Consider the following 18,626-nt stretch of genomic DNA (forward strand, 5'->3'; position numbering starts at 1 on the left):
CGCATTGCAACACAAGTGGCGGTCTATGCCCGGATTTCGCCCGGAACCCGCTTGGCACATGCGCCATTTCGGCCCATGGATTTTACCGTGCGGCGGCTCTAAATAGCGTCACAACATGCCAATTGGGACCTTCACCATGAGCCACGAATTCGACATTGCCGTGATTGGCGCCGGCCCCGCCGGACAGATTGCCGCCCTCGCCATGGCCCGTGGCGGTCGCCGTGTCGTTCTTGTCGGCCCGCAGCCGGACGGCTCTGACAGGCGGACCACCGCGCTCATGGATCAGTCGCTGGCCATGATCGAACGCCTCGGCCTCTGGCAGGATCTGAAGGAAACAGCAGCCGCCCTCACCGTCATGCAGATCATCGACGGCACGCGGCGGCTCCTGCGGGCGCCGACGGTCGCATTCCGGAGTGCGGAAATCGGGCTCGACGCCTTCGGTTACAACATCCCGAATTCCGCGCTGCTCGAAACGCTGGCAAAGGCGGTAGCAAGCGAACCGCTGATCACCCGCCGCGCCTCGTCCGCCGAGAGCATCCATATCGGCGCGGATGCAGTCACCATCGGCATCCAGGGCGAAGAGGCAATCACCGCCGGCTTTGCGATTGGTGCCGATGGTCGCCGCTCCAAGACGCGCCAAAGTGCAAGCGTCGGCGTCAAGACTTGGTCCTACCCGCAGACAGCCGTGGTGATGAACTTCATCCACAGTCTGCCGCACCAGAACATCTCGACAGAGTTCCACACCGAATCGGGCCCCTTCACCCAGGTCCCCCTGCCCGGCCTGCGTTCGAGCCTCGTCTGGGTCCTGCCCCCACAGGAAGCCGACAGGATGATCTCGCTGTCATCCGATCAGCTCTCTGTCGAAGTCGAGCAGCGCATGCAGTCCATGTTGGGCAAGGTTCAGGTGGAGGATGGCGTCCAGGCCTGGCCGCTGTCGGGCATGACGGCCCGTCAGTACGGCAAGGGCCGCGCCGCCTTCATCGGCGAGGCAGGCCATGCCTTCCCGCCCATCGGCGCCCAGGGTCTGAACCTCAGCCTGCGCGACATCGCAGCGTTGGAAGACATTCTCCTCGATCGCAGTTCGGCACCGATTCCCGCAGACGCCGGTGACCGCTTCGACCGCAAGCGCCGCCTCGATATTGCAAGCCGCACAGCAAGCGTCGATCTTCTCAACCGATCGCTGCTCTCGGGCCTTCTGCCGGTTCAGATGATGCGCGCTGCCGGCCTCCAGGTGCTGGCAAGCGTTGCCCCACTGCGAAATCTCGTCATGCAGGAAGGCGTGGCGCCGGGGCGCGGGCTGAAGTCCCTGCCGTCATTGTTACGGGAAAAGGTCCGGCGGTAGATAACCCTGGGTGATGGCAAACAAGAGCGCCGACACCGAGAACACCGAAATGACCGTGGTGATCAGGATTGTGGCGGACGCCCTCTCCTGCCAAACCCCGTATTGCTGACCGATGACGAAGACATTGGTCGCCGTCGGCAGCGAGGCGAGCAGCACCGCCGTATAGACCCACAGCGGGTCGAAGTTTCCGACGAAACTCAGGACGACATAAACCAGGATCGGATGCAGAACGAGCTTGATCGGCACGATGTAGCCGATCTCGGCGGGAATGCGCTTGAGCGGCCGCAGCGCAAGCGTCACGCCCATGGCAAAGAGAGCGCAAGGGGCGGCGGCCTGGGCCAGGTAGTCGATCAGCCGTTGCAGCGCGAGCGGCGGCTCGAAGGCAAAGGCGGCAGCGACGAAACCAACGAGTGTCGCGATAATGAACGGATGCGTCAGGATCTTCCTGGCCACATCGAGCGCCAGTTGCGCCGGCGGCCGCTTGTCGCCACCGGCAAAGGCCATCATGGCCGGGGCAACCATGAAATGGACAGCGTTTTCGAAGCAGAACACCAGCGCGACCGGAACGGCAGCCTTTTCACCGAAGGCGAGCAGCGCCAGGCCCGGCCCCATATAACCGATGTTGCCATAGGCCCCCGCAAGCGCCTGGACGGTCGATTCAGCGATGTTGTTACCGCGAACATAGCGGCCGATCACGAAGACCAGGACAAAGATCGAATAGGTGGCCGCAAGGCAGGCCGCGATGAAGTCGATGCGCGTCAGCTGTTCGATCGGCGTGCGCGAGACGAGCTTGAAGAACAGCGCTGGCAGTGTGACGTAAATGACGAAGAAGTTCAGCCAGCCGAGCGCCTGGGCGGAATGATCGCCGAGCTTCCCCGATACGTAACCGATCAGGATCAGGCCGAAAAACGGCAAGACCAGCGCGATGATATCCGCCATGGCTCACTCCCCCCGAACGCGAATATGCGCTCGAACGGGACTTAGCCGATTTGCGACAGAATTGGAAAGGTCTGCTGGAACCAGATCGCCATGTCGGAGACATAACCGAAGATGAAGGCAAGCCCGGTCAGCACCAGCAGCCCGCCCATGGCTTTTTCCACCACACCGAGATGCCGGCGAAAGCGCGTAAGGAACCGCATGAAGGCGCCCGAGAAGCCGGCCGCGATCCAGAAGGGCACCGCAAGCCCAAGCGAATAGATCGCCAGCAGCAGCGCCCCATCCCCGACCGTCTCCTTCGAGGCCGCCACCCCGAGGATGGCGCCCAACACCGGGCCGATGCAGGGCGTCCAACCAAAGGCGAAAGCCAGACCCATGACATAGGCGCCCGAAAGCGTTGCGGGCTTTCCGCCGCCTGCGAATCGATATTCCGAAGACAGAAGCCCGAGGCGGAAGACGCCGAGGAAATTCAGACCCATGATGATGATGATCACGCCGCCGATCTTGGACAAGAGATCCATGTGCTGGCGCAAAAGCCCGCCAATCGTCGATGCTCCGGCGCCGAGTGCGACAAAGACGGTGGCAAAACCGAGCGTGAAGACAAGCGCCGTCAACATCACCGTCCGGCGGGCGGCCGCATTTTCAGCCTGGGCTCCGTCGCGGAACTGATCGACCGAAATACCGGCCATATAGCAGAGATAGGGCGGCACCAGCGGCAGCACGCAGGGCGAAAGGAACGACAGGGCTCCGGCCAGAAGCGCGCTGAAAAAGGAAATATCGGCAATCGACACTGTGAACTCCGGAACCCGAACCGGCCCTTCCTAATCCCGTAACCCCGTGCTTGCCAATCACCATTGCGTAGCCTGCGACAACAGGACTGAATTTTGCTGCCGAAACTGCATTTTTGCGGTTGACCGACCGGGGTCACCTGCCTATGTTCCGCGCACTTCTTGAGGCGGCGCAAAACCGCACGGGAGAGCGTAGCTCAGCCGGTAGAGCAACTGACTTTTAATCAGTAGGTCCAGGGTTCGAACCCCTGCGCTCTCACCACAAAACACTCAGTATCAGTCAAGAATTTGTGCCGAGAGACCATGTAGGCATAAAGGCGGGATTACTCAGGGCTCCGAAGGAGCGAGATGGCAGACTACAGAGAAATCTCGCAGGCTTACGCTCAAAGCGGTATCAATGCCGGTTTCATTCTAAACGGCGGTGCAGCTGTGGCCTGCCTCAGCCAATTCGCTGATCTGTATCCCTTGGAGCTTCTCGACAAGTTCACAGTCGGCATGCTCGCGTGGGCAGGCGGAGTCTTTCTTGCAGCTTTGGTCTGGGCGATAGCGTTTGTGTCGGCCCGATACGTAGACAAGGCCGACGACGAATCTAACCAGCAGCACATTGAAACTTCGAACAAGTGGATGTTCGCCGGATTGATTCTGGTCTTGATGTCGTACGTATGTTTTGTTGGTGGCGTGATTTCAATCGCACTTCAGTTCGACGCTTTCTGATATGGTTCTCGCGACTAGCTGATGCAGTCAAAGTTGAGCAATAAGACCCAGCTACCTTTCAAATCGCGTTAGTCGGAAAAGGGGTTATGCCTATTCTGTCCAAACGGTCACGGCCAATGATCCCATTTCATGCCGTCGCACTGCCAGGTATCTGCGGCTTTGGTCCTTTCCCTCCCCCCAACCTTACCAATGTTTCACTGTCCTTTCCGCCGCGAAAGTCTATCTGCATAGCCAAGGGAACCATTGTGCCGCTTGACCCCGATCAAGGGTGACGGCCCGGGCTTGGGCCATGGTCCCGGCATGATGAAAATGCAGTGTGAGGGAGCAGACGTGAGCGACGACGTAAAACCGGAGAACTCGGCCGAAGCCGAGGAGCTGAAAGCGCTCCTGGCCAATGCCGCACGGCCAAAGCGACGCTGGGGTCTGCGGCTTCTTGTCCTCGTCGCGCTTGCTGGTCTCGGCTACGGCGCCTATCTCTGGTCGGCCGGCGGCACGACGGTGAGCTATACGACGTCGGAGCTGAAACCTGGCAATCTGACTGTCATTGTCACCGCCACCGGATCGGTCGAACCCACCGTCCAGGTCGACGTGTCCTCGGAACAATCGGGCACCGTGCGGGAGGTACTCGTCGACTACAACAGCGAGGTGAAGAAGGGCGACGTTCTCGCCCGCCTCGACACCGACAAGCTGAATGCCGATCTGAAAGCCAAGGAGGCGGCGCTCGCCTCCTCCCGCGCCGCCGTCTCGAAAGCCCGCGCCGACGAGCAGTCCGCCAAGTCCAGGCTCGACCGGCTGACGACCCTGGTCTCAAGCCGAGTCTCCACCCAGCAGGATCTGGACACCGCCGAGTTCACCTATCAGGCAGCATCCGCTGCCCGCGAAAGCGCCGAAGCCGATGTCATTGCGGCAGAAGCCGCGCTCGAGCAGGCAAAGCTGTCGCTTTCGAAGGCAACCATCGCCTCGCCGATCGACGGAATCGTTCTGTCGCGCAATGTCGATCCCGGCGCAACGGTGGCAGCCTCGCTGGAGGCACCCACACTCTTCACCATCGCCGGCGATCTACGAGAGATGGAACTGCAGGTCTCCATAGACGAGGCCGATGTCGGCCAGGTCGCCGTGGGCCAGACCGCCACCTTCACGGTCGATGCCTTTCCCGAACAGCGTTTCCCGGCCGAGATCACCTCGATCCGCTACGCTGCCGAAACGGTCAACGACGTCGTCACCTACAAGGGCATCCTTTCGGTCTCCAATGACGATTTGCTGCTGCGCCAGGGCATGACTGCGACCGCCGATATCGTCGTCCAGTCGGTCGAAGACGGCCTGCTTATTCCCAATGCCGCCCTGCGCTATGCGCCTCCCTCCGCCCAGACCGAGACCGCCCAAGGCGGCAGCGGCGTCTTCAGCCTGTTTCGCCCACCAAGCATGGCACCCGCCAGCGCGCCTGAGCCGACGGGCAGCGAACGCACCATCTGGCTCTTGCGCGACGGTCAGCCGGTCGCCGTCAACATCGAGATCGGCTCGTCCGACGGACAGAATACCGTGATCGTCAAGGGTGACGTGAAGGAGGGCGACCGGGTGATCACGGATCAGACGGTTCGCAACGGTTGAGGCACAGGATGGCAGCTGCCCCACTCATCGAGTTTCGCCAGATCTCCCGCATCTATGGCCGCGGCGAAGCAACCATCCGTGCGCTGGACAAGGTCGACCTGACGATCAATCGGCATGAATTCGTCGCGATCATGGGACCTTCGGGTTCCGGCAAATCGACCGCCATGAACATCCTCGGCTGCCTGGATGTGCCGACCTCCGGCCAGTACCTCTTTCAGGGCATCGACACGACAGGCTTCGACCGAGCGCAGTACACGTTGCTGCGCCGTCACATGCTGGGCTTTGTCTTCCAGGGTTTCAACCTGCTCGCCCGCACCTCGGCCGTCGAGAATGTCGAACTGCCGCTGGTGTATCGGGGCATGGATGCGCGTGAGCGCCGTGCCCGCGCCTTGACGGCACTGTCGCAGGTCGGCCTGGCCGGTCGCGAGAACCACACGACACAGGAGCTGTCCGGCGGCCAGCAGCAACGCGTGGCCATTGCCCGGGCGATCGTCACCAGCCCATCCGTCCTCCTGGCAGACGAACCGACCGGCAATCTCGACACGAAGACAAGTCGCGAGATCATGGAACTGATCACCGGCCTCAACCGCGACCACGGGATCACGGTCATCATGGTCACCCACGAAGACGATATTGCAGCCTATGCCAAGCGCACGCTGCGTTTCGTCGATGGTCACATCCAGTCCGACAGCCTGACCGCGAAGGAGACGGCCGATGTTCGGTGAAACCCTGAAGCTCGCGCTCCGCGCCATCCGCCGCAACCTCTTGCGCTCCTTCCTGACGGTGCTCGGCGTCGTCATTGGCGTCGCCGCCGTCATCGCCATGGTGACCATCGGCAATGGTACGACGGCTCAGGTGACGACGGAAATCTCCAAGCTTGGCACCAACCTGCTCTTCGTCCGCCCCGGCCAGTTCGGCCCCGGCCGCGCCGCGACGGATGCAAAGAAGTTCACCCTTCGCGACCTTGAGGCGATCCGTGAGCAGATCCCGGGCCTGCGCGCCGTGGCCGGCATCAACCAGTCCAGCCAGACGGTGGTCTTCAGCGGCCAGAGCCGGCAGACCACGATCATCGGCTCGGGTAACGATTATCTCGTGGCCCAGAACTGGGAACTCGCCTCCGGCCGCAGCTTCCTGCCATCCGAAGAGCGTGGTGGACAGGCCGTCTGTCTGATCGGCGAGACTGTGCGTTCCAGGCTCTTCGGCTCCACCCCGGCGGTTGATCAGACCATCCGCGTCGGCAATGTCGCCTGCCAGGTGATCGGCCTTCTCGACAAGAAGGGCCAGAGCGGCATGGGCAGCGACCAGGACGATGTCGTGATGATGCCGCTCAAGGTCTTCCAGCGCCGCATCGGCGGCTCGACGGATATCTCCAGCATCATGCTCTCGGCCGAAGACGGCGTATCCACGGCAAAGGTCCAGGCGGATGTCGAACGCCTGCTGCGCGAGCGCCGCAAGATTATCGCGGGTCGCGACGACGATTTTACCGTCAACGACATGACCCAGATGGCAGCGACACTCACCGGCACCACGACCCTGATGACGGGCCTGCTCGGCGCAGTGGCCGCAGTCTCACTGCTCGTCGGCGGCATTGGCATCATGAACATCATGCTGGTTTCCGTCACCGAGCGAACGCGCGAGATTGGCATCCGGCTGGCGATCGGCGCCGTGGAACGTCAGGTGCTCATGCAGTTTCTCGTCGAAGCGGTGACGCTCTCCGTCTTCGGCGGCGTGGTCGGCATCGCGCTTGGCCTTGGCATCGCCTATACGGCCGTCACGCTGATGTCCGTGCCCTTTGTCGCGAGCCCCTCGATCATCCTGCTCGCCTTCGCCTTTTCTGCGGCAATCGGCATGGTCTTCGGCTATTTCCCCGCCCGCCGCGCCGCGCAGATGAACCCGATCGACGCACTCCGCCACGAGTGACGGCCGGTCCGGAACTACGGGACCAGCTTGGGGCAAACTTGGCATGCTGTAGCTTGATCTAATGGACGCTTGGCCCGGCTATGCGTGCATGAGTAGTTTGACCAGCAGAGGGAGTAAGCCCATGTCCGCCTTTCCGGACCGCGACACCGTCGCCGCCAAGATCGCCTCGATGCAGGAACCCGACCAGGCTTTCCTGAAGCTCCTGTTCGAGAACCCGGCCCAGGACGATGCCTTGCTCGACGGCCTTTATCTCTATCTCGACATCGCCTCCGAAGGGAAATTCTTGAACTCCCTGAAGCTGGAGCGCAATGGCGAGTGGATCGGTGAGCATGCCCCGGCGCGCCTGCAGATCCGCCTGATGGAAGCCGCTCGCTCCAGCCAGCATCCGGCTTTCGCTGCCTTCCGCACCGGTCTCAACCGTTCCGGCGGACTCGAGCGCGCCTATCCCAAAGCGGCCGTCTGACGACCGTCTCACTGCGGGATCGGCATGCTGACCGAGAGGATCGGCCCCATCGGAAAGAGCCGGTCCATCCGCTTCTCCTCGGCGATGAACACGCTTGAAATCGTGCCGTCGAGATAGAGCGCGTTGGCGCAGCCGAGCCTGTCGCGAAACAGTCGGGCGAAGTCGTAAAACCGGACCGGCACCCGCGACACCACCATGTGCACGTGCCCCTCGGCATCGACGCCGACGCCGTTGCGGATCTTGAAGCTGTCGCTATCAGCCAGGAAACGCGGATGCAGTTCTCCGTCAATGACCAGCATCGGTCCGGACTGGGTGCCGAAGTCAGGCGTCAATCCACTGGCGACGAAGGCCTTCGTCTCCATCACCGACGCCTTGCCATCCGTCATCAGGAAAACACCGTTCGGCAGCAGGTGAAAATTCCCCCATCCACCACCGGTAACAGCCGGTTTCAGCACCTTGCCATATTCAGCGAAGTAACCGACCGGCGAGAGGTCGTTGTGATACATGCCGGCATTCATCGCAAATGTCAGGACGCGCCGTTCGGCCCAGAGCTGCTGCCGGAGTTTCGCGAAGCCGCCATAGGCTTTGCCGTCGGGCCCGGACAGATGCAGCCGTATGTCCTCCCGACCCGGATCGAATCGGCAGGCGAGATAACGGGCATCCCCGTCGATGACGTCCGCGCAGGCGGCCTGCGCCAGCGACGGCAGGGTCGAGCCGATCAGCAGACCTAGAATGGAGAGAAATTTTCGCACGCAGGCCCCTTGTTCGTGAGCGCGCTTCTTGGCCGCGATTCCCGGCAATGTGAAGGCCGCTCCCGCGAAAATTCCGAAGACCGGGCCAGACCCGTCAACCCGGCAACATCAGCGCCTGCATGTGAAAGCGCAGCTGAGAATCCGGATAGCGATACCCGACCCCGATCGGACAGGCATTGCGGGCGAGACAGCCTGACACCATGCAACCGCCCTGCCCTTGCGGCGTCGCCAGATGCGCGCGGCACGCCGCGACATCGAACCCATCCAGCGAGATCGCGCCGGCAGGGCACGCCGTCAGACAGGGCTTTTCGACACAGGTCTCGCAGGGATGCAGTGCTGTCACAGCCTGCTCCTCTTGCGCCTCGTCCCAGGTCCGGAACAGCAGTGCCCCGCGATAACTGTGCCAGAGACCGAATCGCGGATGGATCAGGATGCCGAGCGGCGAGGGTTTCAGCCCTTCGGCTCGCATCGCCCAACGCTGAAAGGGTTGGTAAGGCGCCTCTGACGGATAACGGGCTTCAGCCCCGACTTCATTGGCGACCTGATCGATCACCATCTTCGACCAGCGATCGAGCGGATCGGCACCACCGTGATCGGCTTGCGCCATTCGCCAGCGCTCGAAATGCGGCCACATCGTTGCGCCCGCAACGCCGATGAGCACAACGGCGGCGGCTGGCGTGCCGTCCCCCAGCATCGGCGCCTCGGCCGCCACCCCGAACTGAACGAGACCACGACAGAAAAGCCCCTGCTCGGCGAACCGCGCATCGAGTACCGCCACAACGGATGAAGGGCCGCTCATCGCGGCCCCTCGATCTTGTAATGGGGTCGCCAGACCTCCTCCTGGATCATGTCGGCAACCCGGCTGGCTCCGCCTTGCTCCCTGGCAACGGGACCCTTTCAGGTGAAGGCGTCAGGCATCGAGTTCTTGCGGCTGGCGATAAAGGCTAGCAGCGCCTCGTCGATCGAAGGATCGAGTGCCGGGGCTTCATAAGCGTCCAGCCACGAGCGGCAGAGCGCATTGGCACGATCCTCGATCCGCTTGCGACCTTCGATTTCCCACTGCTCGAAGGAGTTGTTGTCGGCGAGTGCCGAGCGATAGAAAGCCGTCTGGAAATTCGCCTGCGTGTGAGCGCAGCCGAGATAATGGGCACCCGGACCCACTTCCCGAATAGCATCCATCGCCTGGCCATCTTCAGTCAGATCGACGCCTTGCGCCATCTTCTGCATCATGCCGAGCTGGTCCTGGTCGATCATGAACTTCTCGTAGCAGGCGGCAAGACCGCCCTCGAGCCAGCCGGCAGCATGCAGGACGAAGTTCGCACCGGCGAGCAGCGTCATGTTGAGCGTATTCGCACTCTCGTGGGCTGCCTGCGCATCCGGAACCTTAGACGCACAGAGCGAGCCGCCGGTACGGAAGGGCAGACCCATGCGTCGCGCGAGCTGTGCGGCCCCATAGGACACCAGCGCCGGCTCCGGCGTACCGAAGGTCGGCGCACCCGACTGCATCGAGATCGAAGCGGCGAATGTGCCGAAAAGAACCGGCGCACCCGGACGGATGAGCTGGGTGAACGAGGCACCCGCCAGCACTTCCGCCAGGATCTGCGTGAGCGTACCCGCAACCGTGACCGGGCTCATGGCACCGGAGAGGATGAAGGGCGAGATGACCGAAGCCTGACCGTGACGGGCATAGACCTTGGCCGCGCCGAGCATCGTCTCGTCGAAGACCATCGGCGAGTTGGCGTTGATCAGGTTCAGCATGACGCAGTTGTTTTCGACGAACTCGTCACCGAAGACGAGCTTGGCCATCGCAACCGAATCTTCCGCCCGCTCCGGCGCGGTCACCGAGCCCATGAAAGGCTTGTCGGAATATTTGATGTGGCTGTAGATCATGTCGAGGTGACGCTTGTTCACCGGAATATCGACCGGTTCGCAGACGGTCCCCCCCGACGAATGCATCGATGGCGCCATATAGGCGAGCTTCACGAAATTGCGGAAATCCTCGATCGTCGCATAGCGGCGGTTTCCGTCGAGGTCGCGCACGAAGGGTGGGCCATAGACCGGTGCGAAGACGGTGGCATTGCCGCCGATCCGCACGCTGCGCTCTGGATTACGCGCATGCCAGGTGAATTCGGAAGGAGCGGACTTTAGCAGTTCGCGGCAAAGTCCCTTGGGGAAATGCACCCGCTCCCCACGCACGTCGGCGCCGGCCTGTCTCCAGAGCTCCAGCGCTTCGGCGTCTTCACGGAATTCGATGCCGATCTCTTCGAGAACCGTATCGGCATTGCGCTCGATCAGCTCGAGGCCTTCTTCGTCCAGCACCTCATAGGTGCGGATCTTGCGGGTGATATAGGGCATGGATGGCCCGGCACCGCCGCCGCTGCGCGATGCTCTGCGGGCCGCAGCCCCCCGTCCTTCGCCGCGTTGGCGGCGGCCTGCGCCCGGTTCTGCCGTGATCTCGTCCATGTCTGCTTCCTCGCTCGAGCGCTCGTCCGCGCTGCTTCTCTCCTCCATTATGCTATTCCAATCCGCATGTGAAACCATCCTTTATGCGCCAACCGCTTGCGTCTCACAGACATCGCATTTCCATCGGCTGGTCTCACACCGTCGCTTTTCAGGGTAGCCACGTCGTAATCGAAAAGAGTTTTTCACGAACTTGAGGTTTAACTTTCGATCGGGCAGTCTCATGTCCGGCGCGACCGGAATCGCGTTTGAAAAGAAGCGGGAAGCACCACCATGGCCGAAGACGACATCATTCTTTCCGAACTCTCCGATGAAGAGCTCGTGCAGCAGATGCATGACGACCTTTATGACGGCCTCAAGGAAGAGATCGAGGAAGCGACACAGATTCTTCTCGAGCGCGGCTGGGCGCCCTATGACATCCTCACCCAGGCGCTCGTCGAAGGCATGCGCATCGTCGGCATCGACTTCCGCGACGGCATCCTCTTCGTGCCGGAAGTGCTGCTGTCCGCCAACGCCATGAAATCAGGCATGACGATCTTGCGCCCACTTCTCGCCGCCACCGGCGCCCCGAAGCAGGGCAAGATGGTGATCGGCACCGTCAAGGGCGACATCCACGACATCGGCAAGAACCTTGTCGGCATGATGATGGAAGGGGCCGGCTTCGATGTCATCGACCTCGGCATCAACAATCCGGTCGAAAACTATCTGGAAGCACTGGAGCGCGAGAAGCCGGACATTCTCGGCATGTCCGCACTTTTGACCACGACCATGCCCTATATGAAGGTCGTCATCGACACGATGAAGGAAAAGGGCATTCGCGACGATTACGTCGTGCTCGTCGGCGGTGCGCCGCTCAACGAGGAGTTCGGCAAGGCCGTCGGTGCCGATGCCTATTGCCGCGATGCGGCGGTGGCCGTCGAAACGGCAAAGGAATTCATCAGCCGCAAGCACAACAGCATGGGCGCCCGCGCCTGAGATGTCTGAAAGCAGCGAAGCCGGCCCTAAAGGCCGGCTTCTATATAGGATGATCCCTGCGGCGCGGTCGCAAGGCTCTGCCAGGCGACATGCCCCCCGGCATACAGGATGGCCGCCATCATGTAGATGGCACTGGCCTTGGCGATCGTGGTGAGCGTCATGCTCCCTCTCCTGTCGAAATTGCGTCCGGTGCGACGTCCCCGCACCCTTAGAATTATCGGGCTGCTGCACCCTCGACGCGGCCAGCCGCATCCTGGGTAGCGTTGACCGTATTGGCGGCATCCTGGCCGACACCGCGGATCGTGTTGCCACACGACGAGAGCGCGAAGACGGTAAGAACGAGGGCTGCGCCGGCTGTCAGTTTTTTCGACATCATGTTGATGTACCTTCTGTCTGGGTGACGAGTGAATTGCGATGGAACAACGCGGCAAATCAAAAAAGGTTCACGTGATTGCGTGCGGAGCGATCGCGCGTGAAATCCTGGCGGTGAAGGCGCTGAATGGCCTCGATCATCTGACGCTGGAATGCCTGCCGGCCATCTGGCATGTGTGGCCTGAACGGATCGCCCCGGCGCTGCGCGAAAAGATCGCGGAAGCCCGGTCAGCCGGCCATGACAACATCTTCATCGGCTATGCCGAATGCGGCACTCAAGGGGAGGTCGACAAGATCTGTCGCGAGGAGGGCATCGAGCGCCTGTCTGGCCCTCACTGTTATGCCTTCTTTACCGGCACCGAAAAATTCCTCGCCGAATGTGAGACTGAATTCACGGCCTTCTACCTCACGGACCTGATCACCCGGCAGTTCGAAGCCTTCGTCATCGAACCGTTGAAGCTAGATCGCCACCCCGAACTGCGCGACATGGTTTTCGGCAATTACACGAAGATCGTCTATCTCGCTCAGACGGAAGACGCCGAACTCCAGGCCAAGGCGAAATGGGCAGCCGACTATCTGAAGCTGGACTACGAATACCGCTTCACCGGCTATGGCGACTTGCAGCCGGAACTGGTTGCGGCAGCACTGAGCGCCGCACCGGGCGCCTGATCATCTCAAATTTGGGCGACCTCTGCGTCAGCGCACTGAATTGGCAACGCTGCGCCCCGCATCCTGCGTCGCGTCGACCGCATTGCCGAGGTCATTGCCAATGCCACGGATCGTGTTGCCGCAGGAGGAAAGGCCAAGCGCCACACTGACCAATATAGCGAAGGCACCCGCAAATCGAAGAAAAGCGACAGTCATCCTGATTCCCCGTCTGATCAAAAACCGTCGGTCTAGGTGGCAAGCGTCTGCGGAGAAATCAAGGCAGCGAATTAAGACGATGGGAGGGTAATCGGGCCAGCTTCTCTTCACCCTCCCTTCACCATTCGCGAAAGCGTGAAAGGCAGCGCTCGCAGCTTTAATCCCCCTGTAACATCCCCGTGCCAACCTCGTGTCAGGTCAACAAAGAACCAAGAGAAAACGAATGACCGACAGGGCGGAAACATGGGTGGCAGGTCTTGCCACCGCGCGTGAACACAATGCTCCCGAAAACCTTTCGGATCTTCTGGTCCGGCTGGCCCGCACGACGGACCGCAAGGTGACGATCCGCGACATCGCGATCGCGCTGCAGGACCGCTCCTTCGGCGCCTTCCTGCTGGTCTTCGCGCTTCCCAATCTGGTGCCGATGCCGCCGGGTGCCACCTTCATCCTCGGGCTACCCTTGATCTTTGTCGCCTGGCAGATGATGGCCTCTCCGGGCGGGCGTGTGTTCTTTCCACGTGTCGTGAGCGATTACGGCGTCGAGCCGCAGACCTTCGAGGCGATCGTCAGGCGTCTCGTACCCTGGATGCGCTGGGCCGAAAAGCTGGTCGTCCCACGCTTCTGGCTGTTCGAGAGCCGCTTCGCCGAACGGCTTATCGGCGTGTTCGCACTGATCCTCGCCATTGTCGTCTTCCTGCCGATCCCGCTCGGCAACTGGCCGCCGGCCTTTGCTCTTGCAGTCCTCGGCTTTGCCCATTCCCAGCGTGACGGTCTCGGCGTCGTCGCCGGCTGTGCGATTGGCGTGCTCTCGCTCGCGGTTGCCGGCTTTGTCGTCTATACCGCCGTGGCCGTCGTCTCGCTCGTGATCTGATGATCAACGCAACCGAACAACCAGACCGCCGCGTGGTCGTCATGACCGCAGGCGGCCTCAACCCCACCCTCGTCGTCCAGCATCTCGCCAAGGCCGGCATGGATGTCCATGTTCTCCTCGAAAACCCGGAGGGTAAGGGCGAGATCACCCGCCGTCGGGCAAGAAAGCTCGGCTGGATCGCAGCACTCGGTCAGCTCGGCACGATGATCGCTGCCCGCTTTCTTCGCCGCCTTGCGGACCGCCGCGTCTCGGAACTGCTGGCCGAACATGATCTCGACCGCACACTGCCCGACACTGTCCCGATCCATCCGGTCACCTCGATCAATACCGCGGAGACAGCAGCTCTCGTCGAGCAGTTGAAGCCCGGCGCCATCCTGCTCGTATCAACCCGCCTGATGTCGGCGCGTCAGCTCGCAGCCATGCCCTGCCCGGTCATCAACTTGCATGCCGGCATCAATCCGAACTATCGCGGCCAGATGGGCGGCTACTGGTCACTGCGTGAAAACGACCCGGAAAACTTCGGCGCTACGCTGCATCTCGTTGATGCAGGTACGGATACCGGCGGCACGCTCTACGAGGTCCGCACGACACCAGCGCCCGCAGACTTCATCTCCACCTATCCGCTGCTGCTGACTCTTGCTGCTCTGGACATCACCCGCCAATCGATCGACGACGCGCTCAGCGGCCGCCTCGCCCCCATCGAGCCGCAAGGTCCCTCCGTCCTCCGCTTCCCGCCGACACTCTGGTCGTGGATCTGGTGCGGCGTGACACGCCGGATCTGGTAAAAGCAGCAGGACTCATGGCAGCGTCGTTTTTGGCGACAAGCGACGTCGTGAAGAGCGCAGTCCGGCGAATGCCCCCCGTGCATTCTGGCACCAAAGGGAGAGAGTGGCATGGCAGACAAGATCGTCGTTTACTGGCGGGATATTCCGGCTCAGGTGATCGTCAAGCAGGGTCGCAAATCGGCCAAGCGTGAGCTCTCCCTGCGTTTCACCGAGGCGATCGATATGGCGGCGATGCGCACAGGCGCTGCTGAAACCGACGCCTACCTCGCCGACTGGCGCAAGGCTGATCCGGTGCCGGTCGGGGATGATCTCGAGGCCGAGGCCGAAACGGCAGCCGCCGAAATCGAAGCCGCTTACGACAAGGCCCGCCTCGTGGCGCTTGTCCATGCCGGAGGCCGCGACAATGGGTGAGCCCGTACTCGTCGATCCCGGCCCGCCGAAAAAGGGCAACGCCGCGCCAGCGGCCAAGGCGAAGACCGGCGCTTTCACGCCGGCCGGCGTCTCGCCCAACCGCCGCGCCCGCCGCTCCTATACGATCCGACTCTGGGCTGTGAGGAATTCCCGTTTCCTCGAATGGTTCTACCGCAACTTCGCCAGCGCCTTCCTCTTCCTCCACCCGGTCTGGAAGAAGCTCGGCTACAACAGGGTCGAAACTCCAGTCACCTTCGTCGAGCGCAATGTGAAGGGCCTGCTCTTCGACTGTCGCATGTGCGGCCAATGCGTCTTGTCCTCGACCGGCATGTCCTGCCCGATGAACTGTCCCAAGCAGTTGCGCAATGGCCCCTGCGGCGGTGTGCGCGCCAATGGCAATTGCGAGGTCGAGCCCGACATGCCCTGCGTCTGGGTCCAGGCCTGGAACGGCTCGCGCAACATGGTCGCTGGCGACGCGATCCTGAAAGTGCAGAAGCCGGTCAACCAGTCGCTGCGCGAGACATCGTCATGGCTGCGCGTGACGGCAGAAGCCGCTGCAGAACGCGAAAAGAACACGGCAAAGGAAGCCTGAGAGCATGGCCCATATCGATGAAAATCCGCTTGGGGTTCACCTTCCGCTCGACCCCCTGCCCGGCCATTCCTCGCTCGGCCGTCTGGAGCGTGTGCTCCGTCGCGGCGAATTCGCCGTCACGGCCGAACTCAACCCGCCCGACAGCGCCGATCCGGAAGACGTCTACGAGCGGGCCAAGATCTTCGACGGCTGGGTCGACGGCATCAACGCGGTCGACGCATCCGGCGCCAACTGCCACATGTCTTCCGTCGGCATCTGCGCGCTGCTCACCCGCATGGGTTATGCCCCGATCATGCAGATCGCCTGCCGCGACAAGAACCGTATTGCCATCCAGGGCGACGTTCTCGGTGCCGCCGCCATGGGTGTCGCCAACATCATGTGCCTGACCGGCGACGGTGTGCAGGCCGGTGACCAGCCGGGTGCAAAGCCCGTCTTCGACCTCGACTGCATGTCGCTTCTGGAAACCGTCCGCACCATGCGCGACGAATCGAAATTCCTCTCCGGCCGCAAACTGACCAGCCCGCCCAAGGTCTTCCTCGGTGCCGCCATCAACCCCTTCGCGCCCCCTTACGACTTCCGCCCATATCGCCTCGGCAAGAAGATCGAAGCCGGCGCGCAATTCGTCCAGAGCCAGTACTGCTTCGACGTGCCGATGTTCCGCGACTACATGGCGAAGGTCCGCGACCTCGGCTTCCACGAGAAATGCTACATCCTCGTCGGCGTCGGCCCGCTCGCCTCGGCCAAGACGGCCAAGTGGATCCGCTCCAACGTGCCGGGCATCCACATTCCCGATCATGTCATTGCCCGCCTGGAAGGCGCTGCCGACCAGAAGAAGGAAGGCAAGCAGCTCTGCATCGACATCATCAACGAGGTGAAGGAGATCGAGGGCGTCTCCGGCGTGCATGTCATGGCCTATCGCCAAGAGGAATATGTCGCCGAAATCGTGCATGAATCCGGCATCCTCAAGGGTCGCCGGCCCTGGAAGCGCGAACATGCCCGCGCCGATGACATCGCTGCCGAGCGCATGCGTGAAATCGGCGCCGATCCGGTTCAGGACCAGCAGACGCTCGCAGGCCTTGCCGCCAACACCCAGACCCATTGATTTTCCCCGGCTTCTGCCGGCACATCCCATTCCCGCCGTGCGAGAGCCGGCATCGACCGGAGGACTGAAATGACCCGCACCATCGTCGCATCCGCCACCAAGGAAATCATCATCGGTTTCGACCAGCCCTTCTGCGTCATCGGCGAGCGCATCAACCCCACGGGTCGCAAGAAGCTCGCAGCCGAAATGATCGAGGGCAATTTCGACACGGTTATCAAGGACGCGCTGGAACAGGTCGCAGCCGGCGCCACCATGCTCGACGTCAATGCCGGCGTCACCTCCGTCAATCCGAACGAGACTGAGCCTGGCCTTCTGGTCAAGACCATGGAAATCGTCCAGGGCCTCGTCGACGTGCCGCTCGCGATCGATAGCTCCGTCACCGCCGCCATCGAGGCGGCGCTCAAGGTCGCCAAGGGCCGCCCGCTGATCAATTCGGTCACCGGTGAGGAAGAAAAGCTCGAAGCCATCCTGCCGCTCTGCGCCAAATACAATGTGCCGGTCGTTGCCATCTCCAACGACGAAACCGGAATTTCCCAGGATCCGGACGTACGCTTTGCCGTCGCCAAGAAGATCGTCGAGCGCGCCATGGATTACGGCATCAAGCCGCATGACATCGTCGTCGACCCGCTGGTCATGCCGATCGGCGCCATCGGCTCGGCCGGCCTGCAGGTCTTCGCCCTCGTCCGCCGTCTCCGCGAAGAGCTGAAGGTCAACACCACCTGCGGCCTCTCCAACATCTCCTTCGGCCTGCCCCATCGCCACGGCATCAATGCCGGCTTCATCCCGATGGTCATCGGTGCAGGCATGACGTCGGCCATCATGAACCCCTGCCGCCCGCAGGAAATGGAAGCCGTCCGCGCCGCCAATGTCCTCAATGGCACCGACGAGAATTGCTACAACTGGATCAAGACCTATCGCGACTACAAGCCCGCCGAAGGCGGCGGCCACGCAGCCCCTGCCGCATCCCCAGCCTCCGCCTCCACCGGCGGCGGCCGCCGCGGCGGCCGTGCTGCGCGTGTCGGTGGCGGTGCTGCGTCGGAGTGATACTTCAACCCCCTGCCGTTTTACATTTGCCTATACAAACGTGTAGTATGCGAGCATGAAGCTAGCGATTTCCGGCTTTGATTGGGACAGCGGCAACTGGCCAAAATGTGCCAGGCATGGCCTGACAATGCAGGAAATCGAGCAGGTGTTCTCGAGAACGCCATCGGTCTACCCCGACCCCACGGTTGGTGAAGACCGGAAGCGCGCCATCGGGACAACTGCGGAAGGCAGATACGTCTTCGTCGTCTTCACCTTGCGCGAAAGCGAGCTCGGAATTCTGATCCGACCGATTAGCGCGCGTTACATGCACGAACGGGAGATTAGGCGTTATGAACAACGGTAAGGGCAAGCAGATGCCGGTCCTGCATTCCGATGAAGAGGCGGAAGCCTTCGTCGAAACTGCAGACCTCTCCGAATACGATCTGTCCGGCTTCAAACCCGTCCAGTTCGAGTTCGAAAAGAAGTCGGCACAACTGAACATGAGACTGCCGGAAGCCCTGCTTTCGGCGATCAAGGCAAAGGCTCAGGAAAGGGGTATTCCCTACACCCGCCTGATCCGCGAAGTGCTCGAAAAGACGGTGGCCAAGTAAGGCCGAAGCAGACAGTCATGCCCCGGGGAATGACCCA

Annotated in this window: 24 protein-coding genes and 1 tRNA gene; 17 read left to right on the forward strand and 8 right to left on the reverse strand. The window is 62.0% G+C overall.

Annotation, left to right across the window (positions count from 1 at the left end):
- Positions 1-136 precede the first annotated feature (136 nt).
- Positions 137-1,342 carry a UbiH/UbiF family hydroxylase gene (locus tag D4A92_RS17580; RefSeq protein WP_203016195.1) on the forward strand — a complete coding sequence of 402 codons (1,206 nt, stop codon included), beginning with the start codon at positions 137-139 and terminating at the stop codon, positions 1,340-1,342.
- Here the strand turns inward: D4A92_RS17580 and D4A92_RS17585 are convergent.
- Positions 1,319-2,281, reverse strand: coding sequence for an AEC family transporter (locus D4A92_RS17585; protein ID WP_203016196.1), 963 nt, complete (start codon positions 2,279-2,281; stop codon positions 1,319-1,321). The genes D4A92_RS17580 and D4A92_RS17585 overlap by 24 nt on opposite strands.
- Positions 2,282-2,322: 41 nt before the next feature.
- Complete coding sequence (locus tag D4A92_RS17590; RefSeq protein WP_054151323.1) at positions 2,323-3,069, reverse strand: cytochrome c biogenesis CcdA family protein; 747 nt, start codon at positions 3,067-3,069, stop codon at positions 2,323-2,325.
- Positions 3,070-3,252: 183 nt separating this feature from the next.
- Here D4A92_RS17590 and D4A92_RS17595 point away from each other — a divergent pair.
- From D4A92_RS17595 to D4A92_RS17620, 6 genes are all read left to right on the forward strand, one after another.
- A tRNA-Lys gene (locus tag D4A92_RS17595) sits at positions 3,253-3,328 on the forward strand.
- 86 nt (positions 3,329-3,414) lie between these two features.
- Positions 3,415-3,780 carry a hypothetical protein gene (locus D4A92_RS17600; RefSeq protein ID WP_203016197.1) on the forward strand — a complete coding sequence of 122 codons (366 nt, stop codon included), beginning with the start codon at positions 3,415-3,417 and terminating at the stop codon, positions 3,778-3,780.
- 309 nt (positions 3,781-4,089) lie between these two features.
- A complete protein-coding gene (locus D4A92_RS17605) occupies positions 4,090-5,388 on the forward strand; it encodes an efflux RND transporter periplasmic adaptor subunit (RefSeq protein WP_203020019.1) in 1,299 nt (432 codons plus the stop codon).
- An 8-nt stretch (positions 5,389-5,396) separates the two neighbouring features.
- Positions 5,397-6,113, forward strand: a complete 717-nt coding sequence (locus D4A92_RS17610; RefSeq protein WP_203016198.1) for an ABC transporter ATP-binding protein — start codon at positions 5,397-5,399, stop codon at positions 6,111-6,113.
- The gene (locus D4A92_RS17615; protein WP_203016199.1) at positions 6,103-7,308 is read left to right on the forward strand and encodes an ABC transporter permease; all 1,206 of its coding nucleotides are present in this window, start codon (positions 6,103-6,105) and stop codon (positions 7,306-7,308) included. The genes D4A92_RS17610 and D4A92_RS17615 overlap by 11 nt, the downstream gene beginning before the upstream one ends.
- A gap of 121 nt (positions 7,309-7,429) precedes the next feature.
- Positions 7,430-7,771 (forward strand): hypothetical protein, encoded by a 342-nt coding sequence (locus D4A92_RS17620; RefSeq protein WP_203016200.1) that lies wholly within the window; start codon positions 7,430-7,432, stop codon positions 7,769-7,771.
- Positions 7,772-7,779: 8 nt separating this feature from the next.
- Here the strand turns inward: D4A92_RS17620 and D4A92_RS17625 are convergent, their stop codons facing one another.
- The 3 genes from D4A92_RS17625 to D4A92_RS17635 form a co-directional block, all read right to left on the reverse strand.
- Positions 7,780-8,523, reverse strand: coding sequence for a phosphodiester glycosidase family protein (locus tag D4A92_RS17625; RefSeq protein WP_246753972.1), 744 nt, complete (start codon positions 8,521-8,523; stop codon positions 7,780-7,782).
- Positions 8,524-8,617: 94 nt separating this feature from the next.
- Positions 8,618-9,322 (reverse strand): ferredoxin, encoded by a 705-nt coding sequence (locus D4A92_RS17630; RefSeq protein WP_203016205.1) that lies wholly within the window; start codon positions 9,320-9,322, stop codon positions 8,618-8,620.
- A gap of 98 nt (positions 9,323-9,420) precedes the next feature.
- Entirely contained in the window at positions 9,421-10,986 is a 1,566-nt protein-coding gene (locus D4A92_RS17635) for a trimethylamine methyltransferase family protein (RefSeq protein WP_203016207.1), read from the reverse strand.
- A gap of 270 nt (positions 10,987-11,256) precedes the next feature.
- Between D4A92_RS17635 and D4A92_RS17640 the strand changes: the two genes are divergently transcribed.
- Positions 11,257-11,958: a corrinoid protein gene (locus D4A92_RS17640; protein ID WP_203016208.1), complete on the forward strand. Its 702-nt coding sequence runs from the start codon at positions 11,257-11,259 to the stop codon at positions 11,956-11,958.
- 26 nt (positions 11,959-11,984) lie between these two features.
- Here the strand turns inward: D4A92_RS17640 and D4A92_RS25260 are convergent, their stop codons facing one another.
- The gene (locus D4A92_RS25260) at positions 11,985-12,119 is read right to left on the reverse strand and encodes a hypothetical protein (protein WP_281435254.1); all 135 of its coding nucleotides are present in this window, start codon (positions 12,117-12,119) and stop codon (positions 11,985-11,987) included.
- Positions 12,120-12,172: 53 nt separating this feature from the next.
- Positions 12,173-12,334 (reverse strand): entericidin, encoded by a 162-nt coding sequence (locus D4A92_RS17645; RefSeq protein ID WP_203016209.1) that lies wholly within the window; start codon positions 12,332-12,334, stop codon positions 12,173-12,175.
- A 38-nt stretch (positions 12,335-12,372) separates the two neighbouring features.
- On the opposite strand from D4A92_RS17645, the gene D4A92_RS17650 reads away from it, so the two are divergent.
- Positions 12,373-12,999 carry a DUF1638 domain-containing protein gene (locus tag D4A92_RS17650; protein WP_203016210.1) on the forward strand — a complete coding sequence of 209 codons (627 nt, stop codon included), beginning with the start codon at positions 12,373-12,375 and terminating at the stop codon, positions 12,997-12,999.
- 27 nt (positions 13,000-13,026) lie between these two features.
- Here the strand turns inward: D4A92_RS17650 and D4A92_RS17655 are convergent, their stop codons facing one another.
- The gene (locus D4A92_RS17655) at positions 13,027-13,194 is read right to left on the reverse strand and encodes an entericidin B signal peptide protein (protein ID WP_203016212.1); all 168 of its coding nucleotides are present in this window, start codon (positions 13,192-13,194) and stop codon (positions 13,027-13,029) included.
- A gap of 223 nt (positions 13,195-13,417) precedes the next feature.
- Between D4A92_RS17655 and D4A92_RS17660 the strand changes: the two genes are divergently transcribed.
- The 8 genes from D4A92_RS17660 (at position 13,418) to D4A92_RS17695 (ending at position 18,589) form a co-directional block, all read left to right on the forward strand.
- Complete coding sequence (locus tag D4A92_RS17660) at positions 13,418-14,065, forward strand: exopolysaccharide biosynthesis protein (protein ID WP_203016214.1); 648 nt, start codon at positions 13,418-13,420, stop codon at positions 14,063-14,065.
- Positions 14,065-14,850: a formyl transferase gene (locus tag D4A92_RS17665; RefSeq protein WP_203016215.1), complete on the forward strand. Its 786-nt coding sequence runs from the start codon at positions 14,065-14,067 to the stop codon at positions 14,848-14,850. Before D4A92_RS17660 ends, D4A92_RS17665 begins: the two co-directional genes overlap by 1 nt.
- A 108-nt stretch (positions 14,851-14,958) precedes the next feature.
- A complete protein-coding gene (locus tag D4A92_RS17670) occupies positions 14,959-15,261 on the forward strand; it encodes a virulence factor (protein WP_006727754.1) in 303 nt (100 codons plus the stop codon).
- A complete protein-coding gene (locus tag D4A92_RS17675) occupies positions 15,254-15,853 on the forward strand; it encodes a methylenetetrahydrofolate reductase C-terminal domain-containing protein (protein WP_203016216.1) in 600 nt (199 codons plus the stop codon). The genes D4A92_RS17670 and D4A92_RS17675 overlap by 8 nt, the downstream gene beginning before the upstream one ends.
- Positions 15,854-15,857: 4 nt before the next feature.
- Positions 15,858-16,955, forward strand: coding sequence for a methylenetetrahydrofolate reductase (locus D4A92_RS17680; protein WP_006727756.1), 1,098 nt, complete (start codon positions 15,858-15,860; stop codon positions 16,953-16,955).
- 69 nt (positions 16,956-17,024) lie between these two features.
- On the forward strand, positions 17,025-17,999 hold the full coding sequence (locus tag D4A92_RS17685; protein WP_203016217.1) for a methyltetrahydrofolate cobalamin methyltransferase: 975 nt from the start codon (positions 17,025-17,027) through the stop codon (positions 17,997-17,999).
- A 127-nt stretch (positions 18,000-18,126) separates the two neighbouring features.
- Positions 18,127-18,342: a BrnT family toxin gene (locus D4A92_RS17690; RefSeq protein ID WP_246754122.1), complete on the forward strand. Its 216-nt coding sequence runs from the start codon at positions 18,127-18,129 to the stop codon at positions 18,340-18,342.
- Positions 18,329-18,589 (forward strand): BrnA antitoxin family protein, encoded by a 261-nt coding sequence (locus tag D4A92_RS17695; RefSeq protein ID WP_203016219.1) that lies wholly within the window; start codon positions 18,329-18,331, stop codon positions 18,587-18,589. Before D4A92_RS17690 ends, D4A92_RS17695 begins: the two co-directional genes overlap by 14 nt.
- Positions 18,590-18,626 lie beyond the last annotated feature (37 nt).

This window comes from Rhizobium rosettiformans (assembly GCF_016806065.1).
Taxonomy (GTDB): domain Bacteria; phylum Pseudomonadota; class Alphaproteobacteria; order Rhizobiales; family Rhizobiaceae; genus Allorhizobium.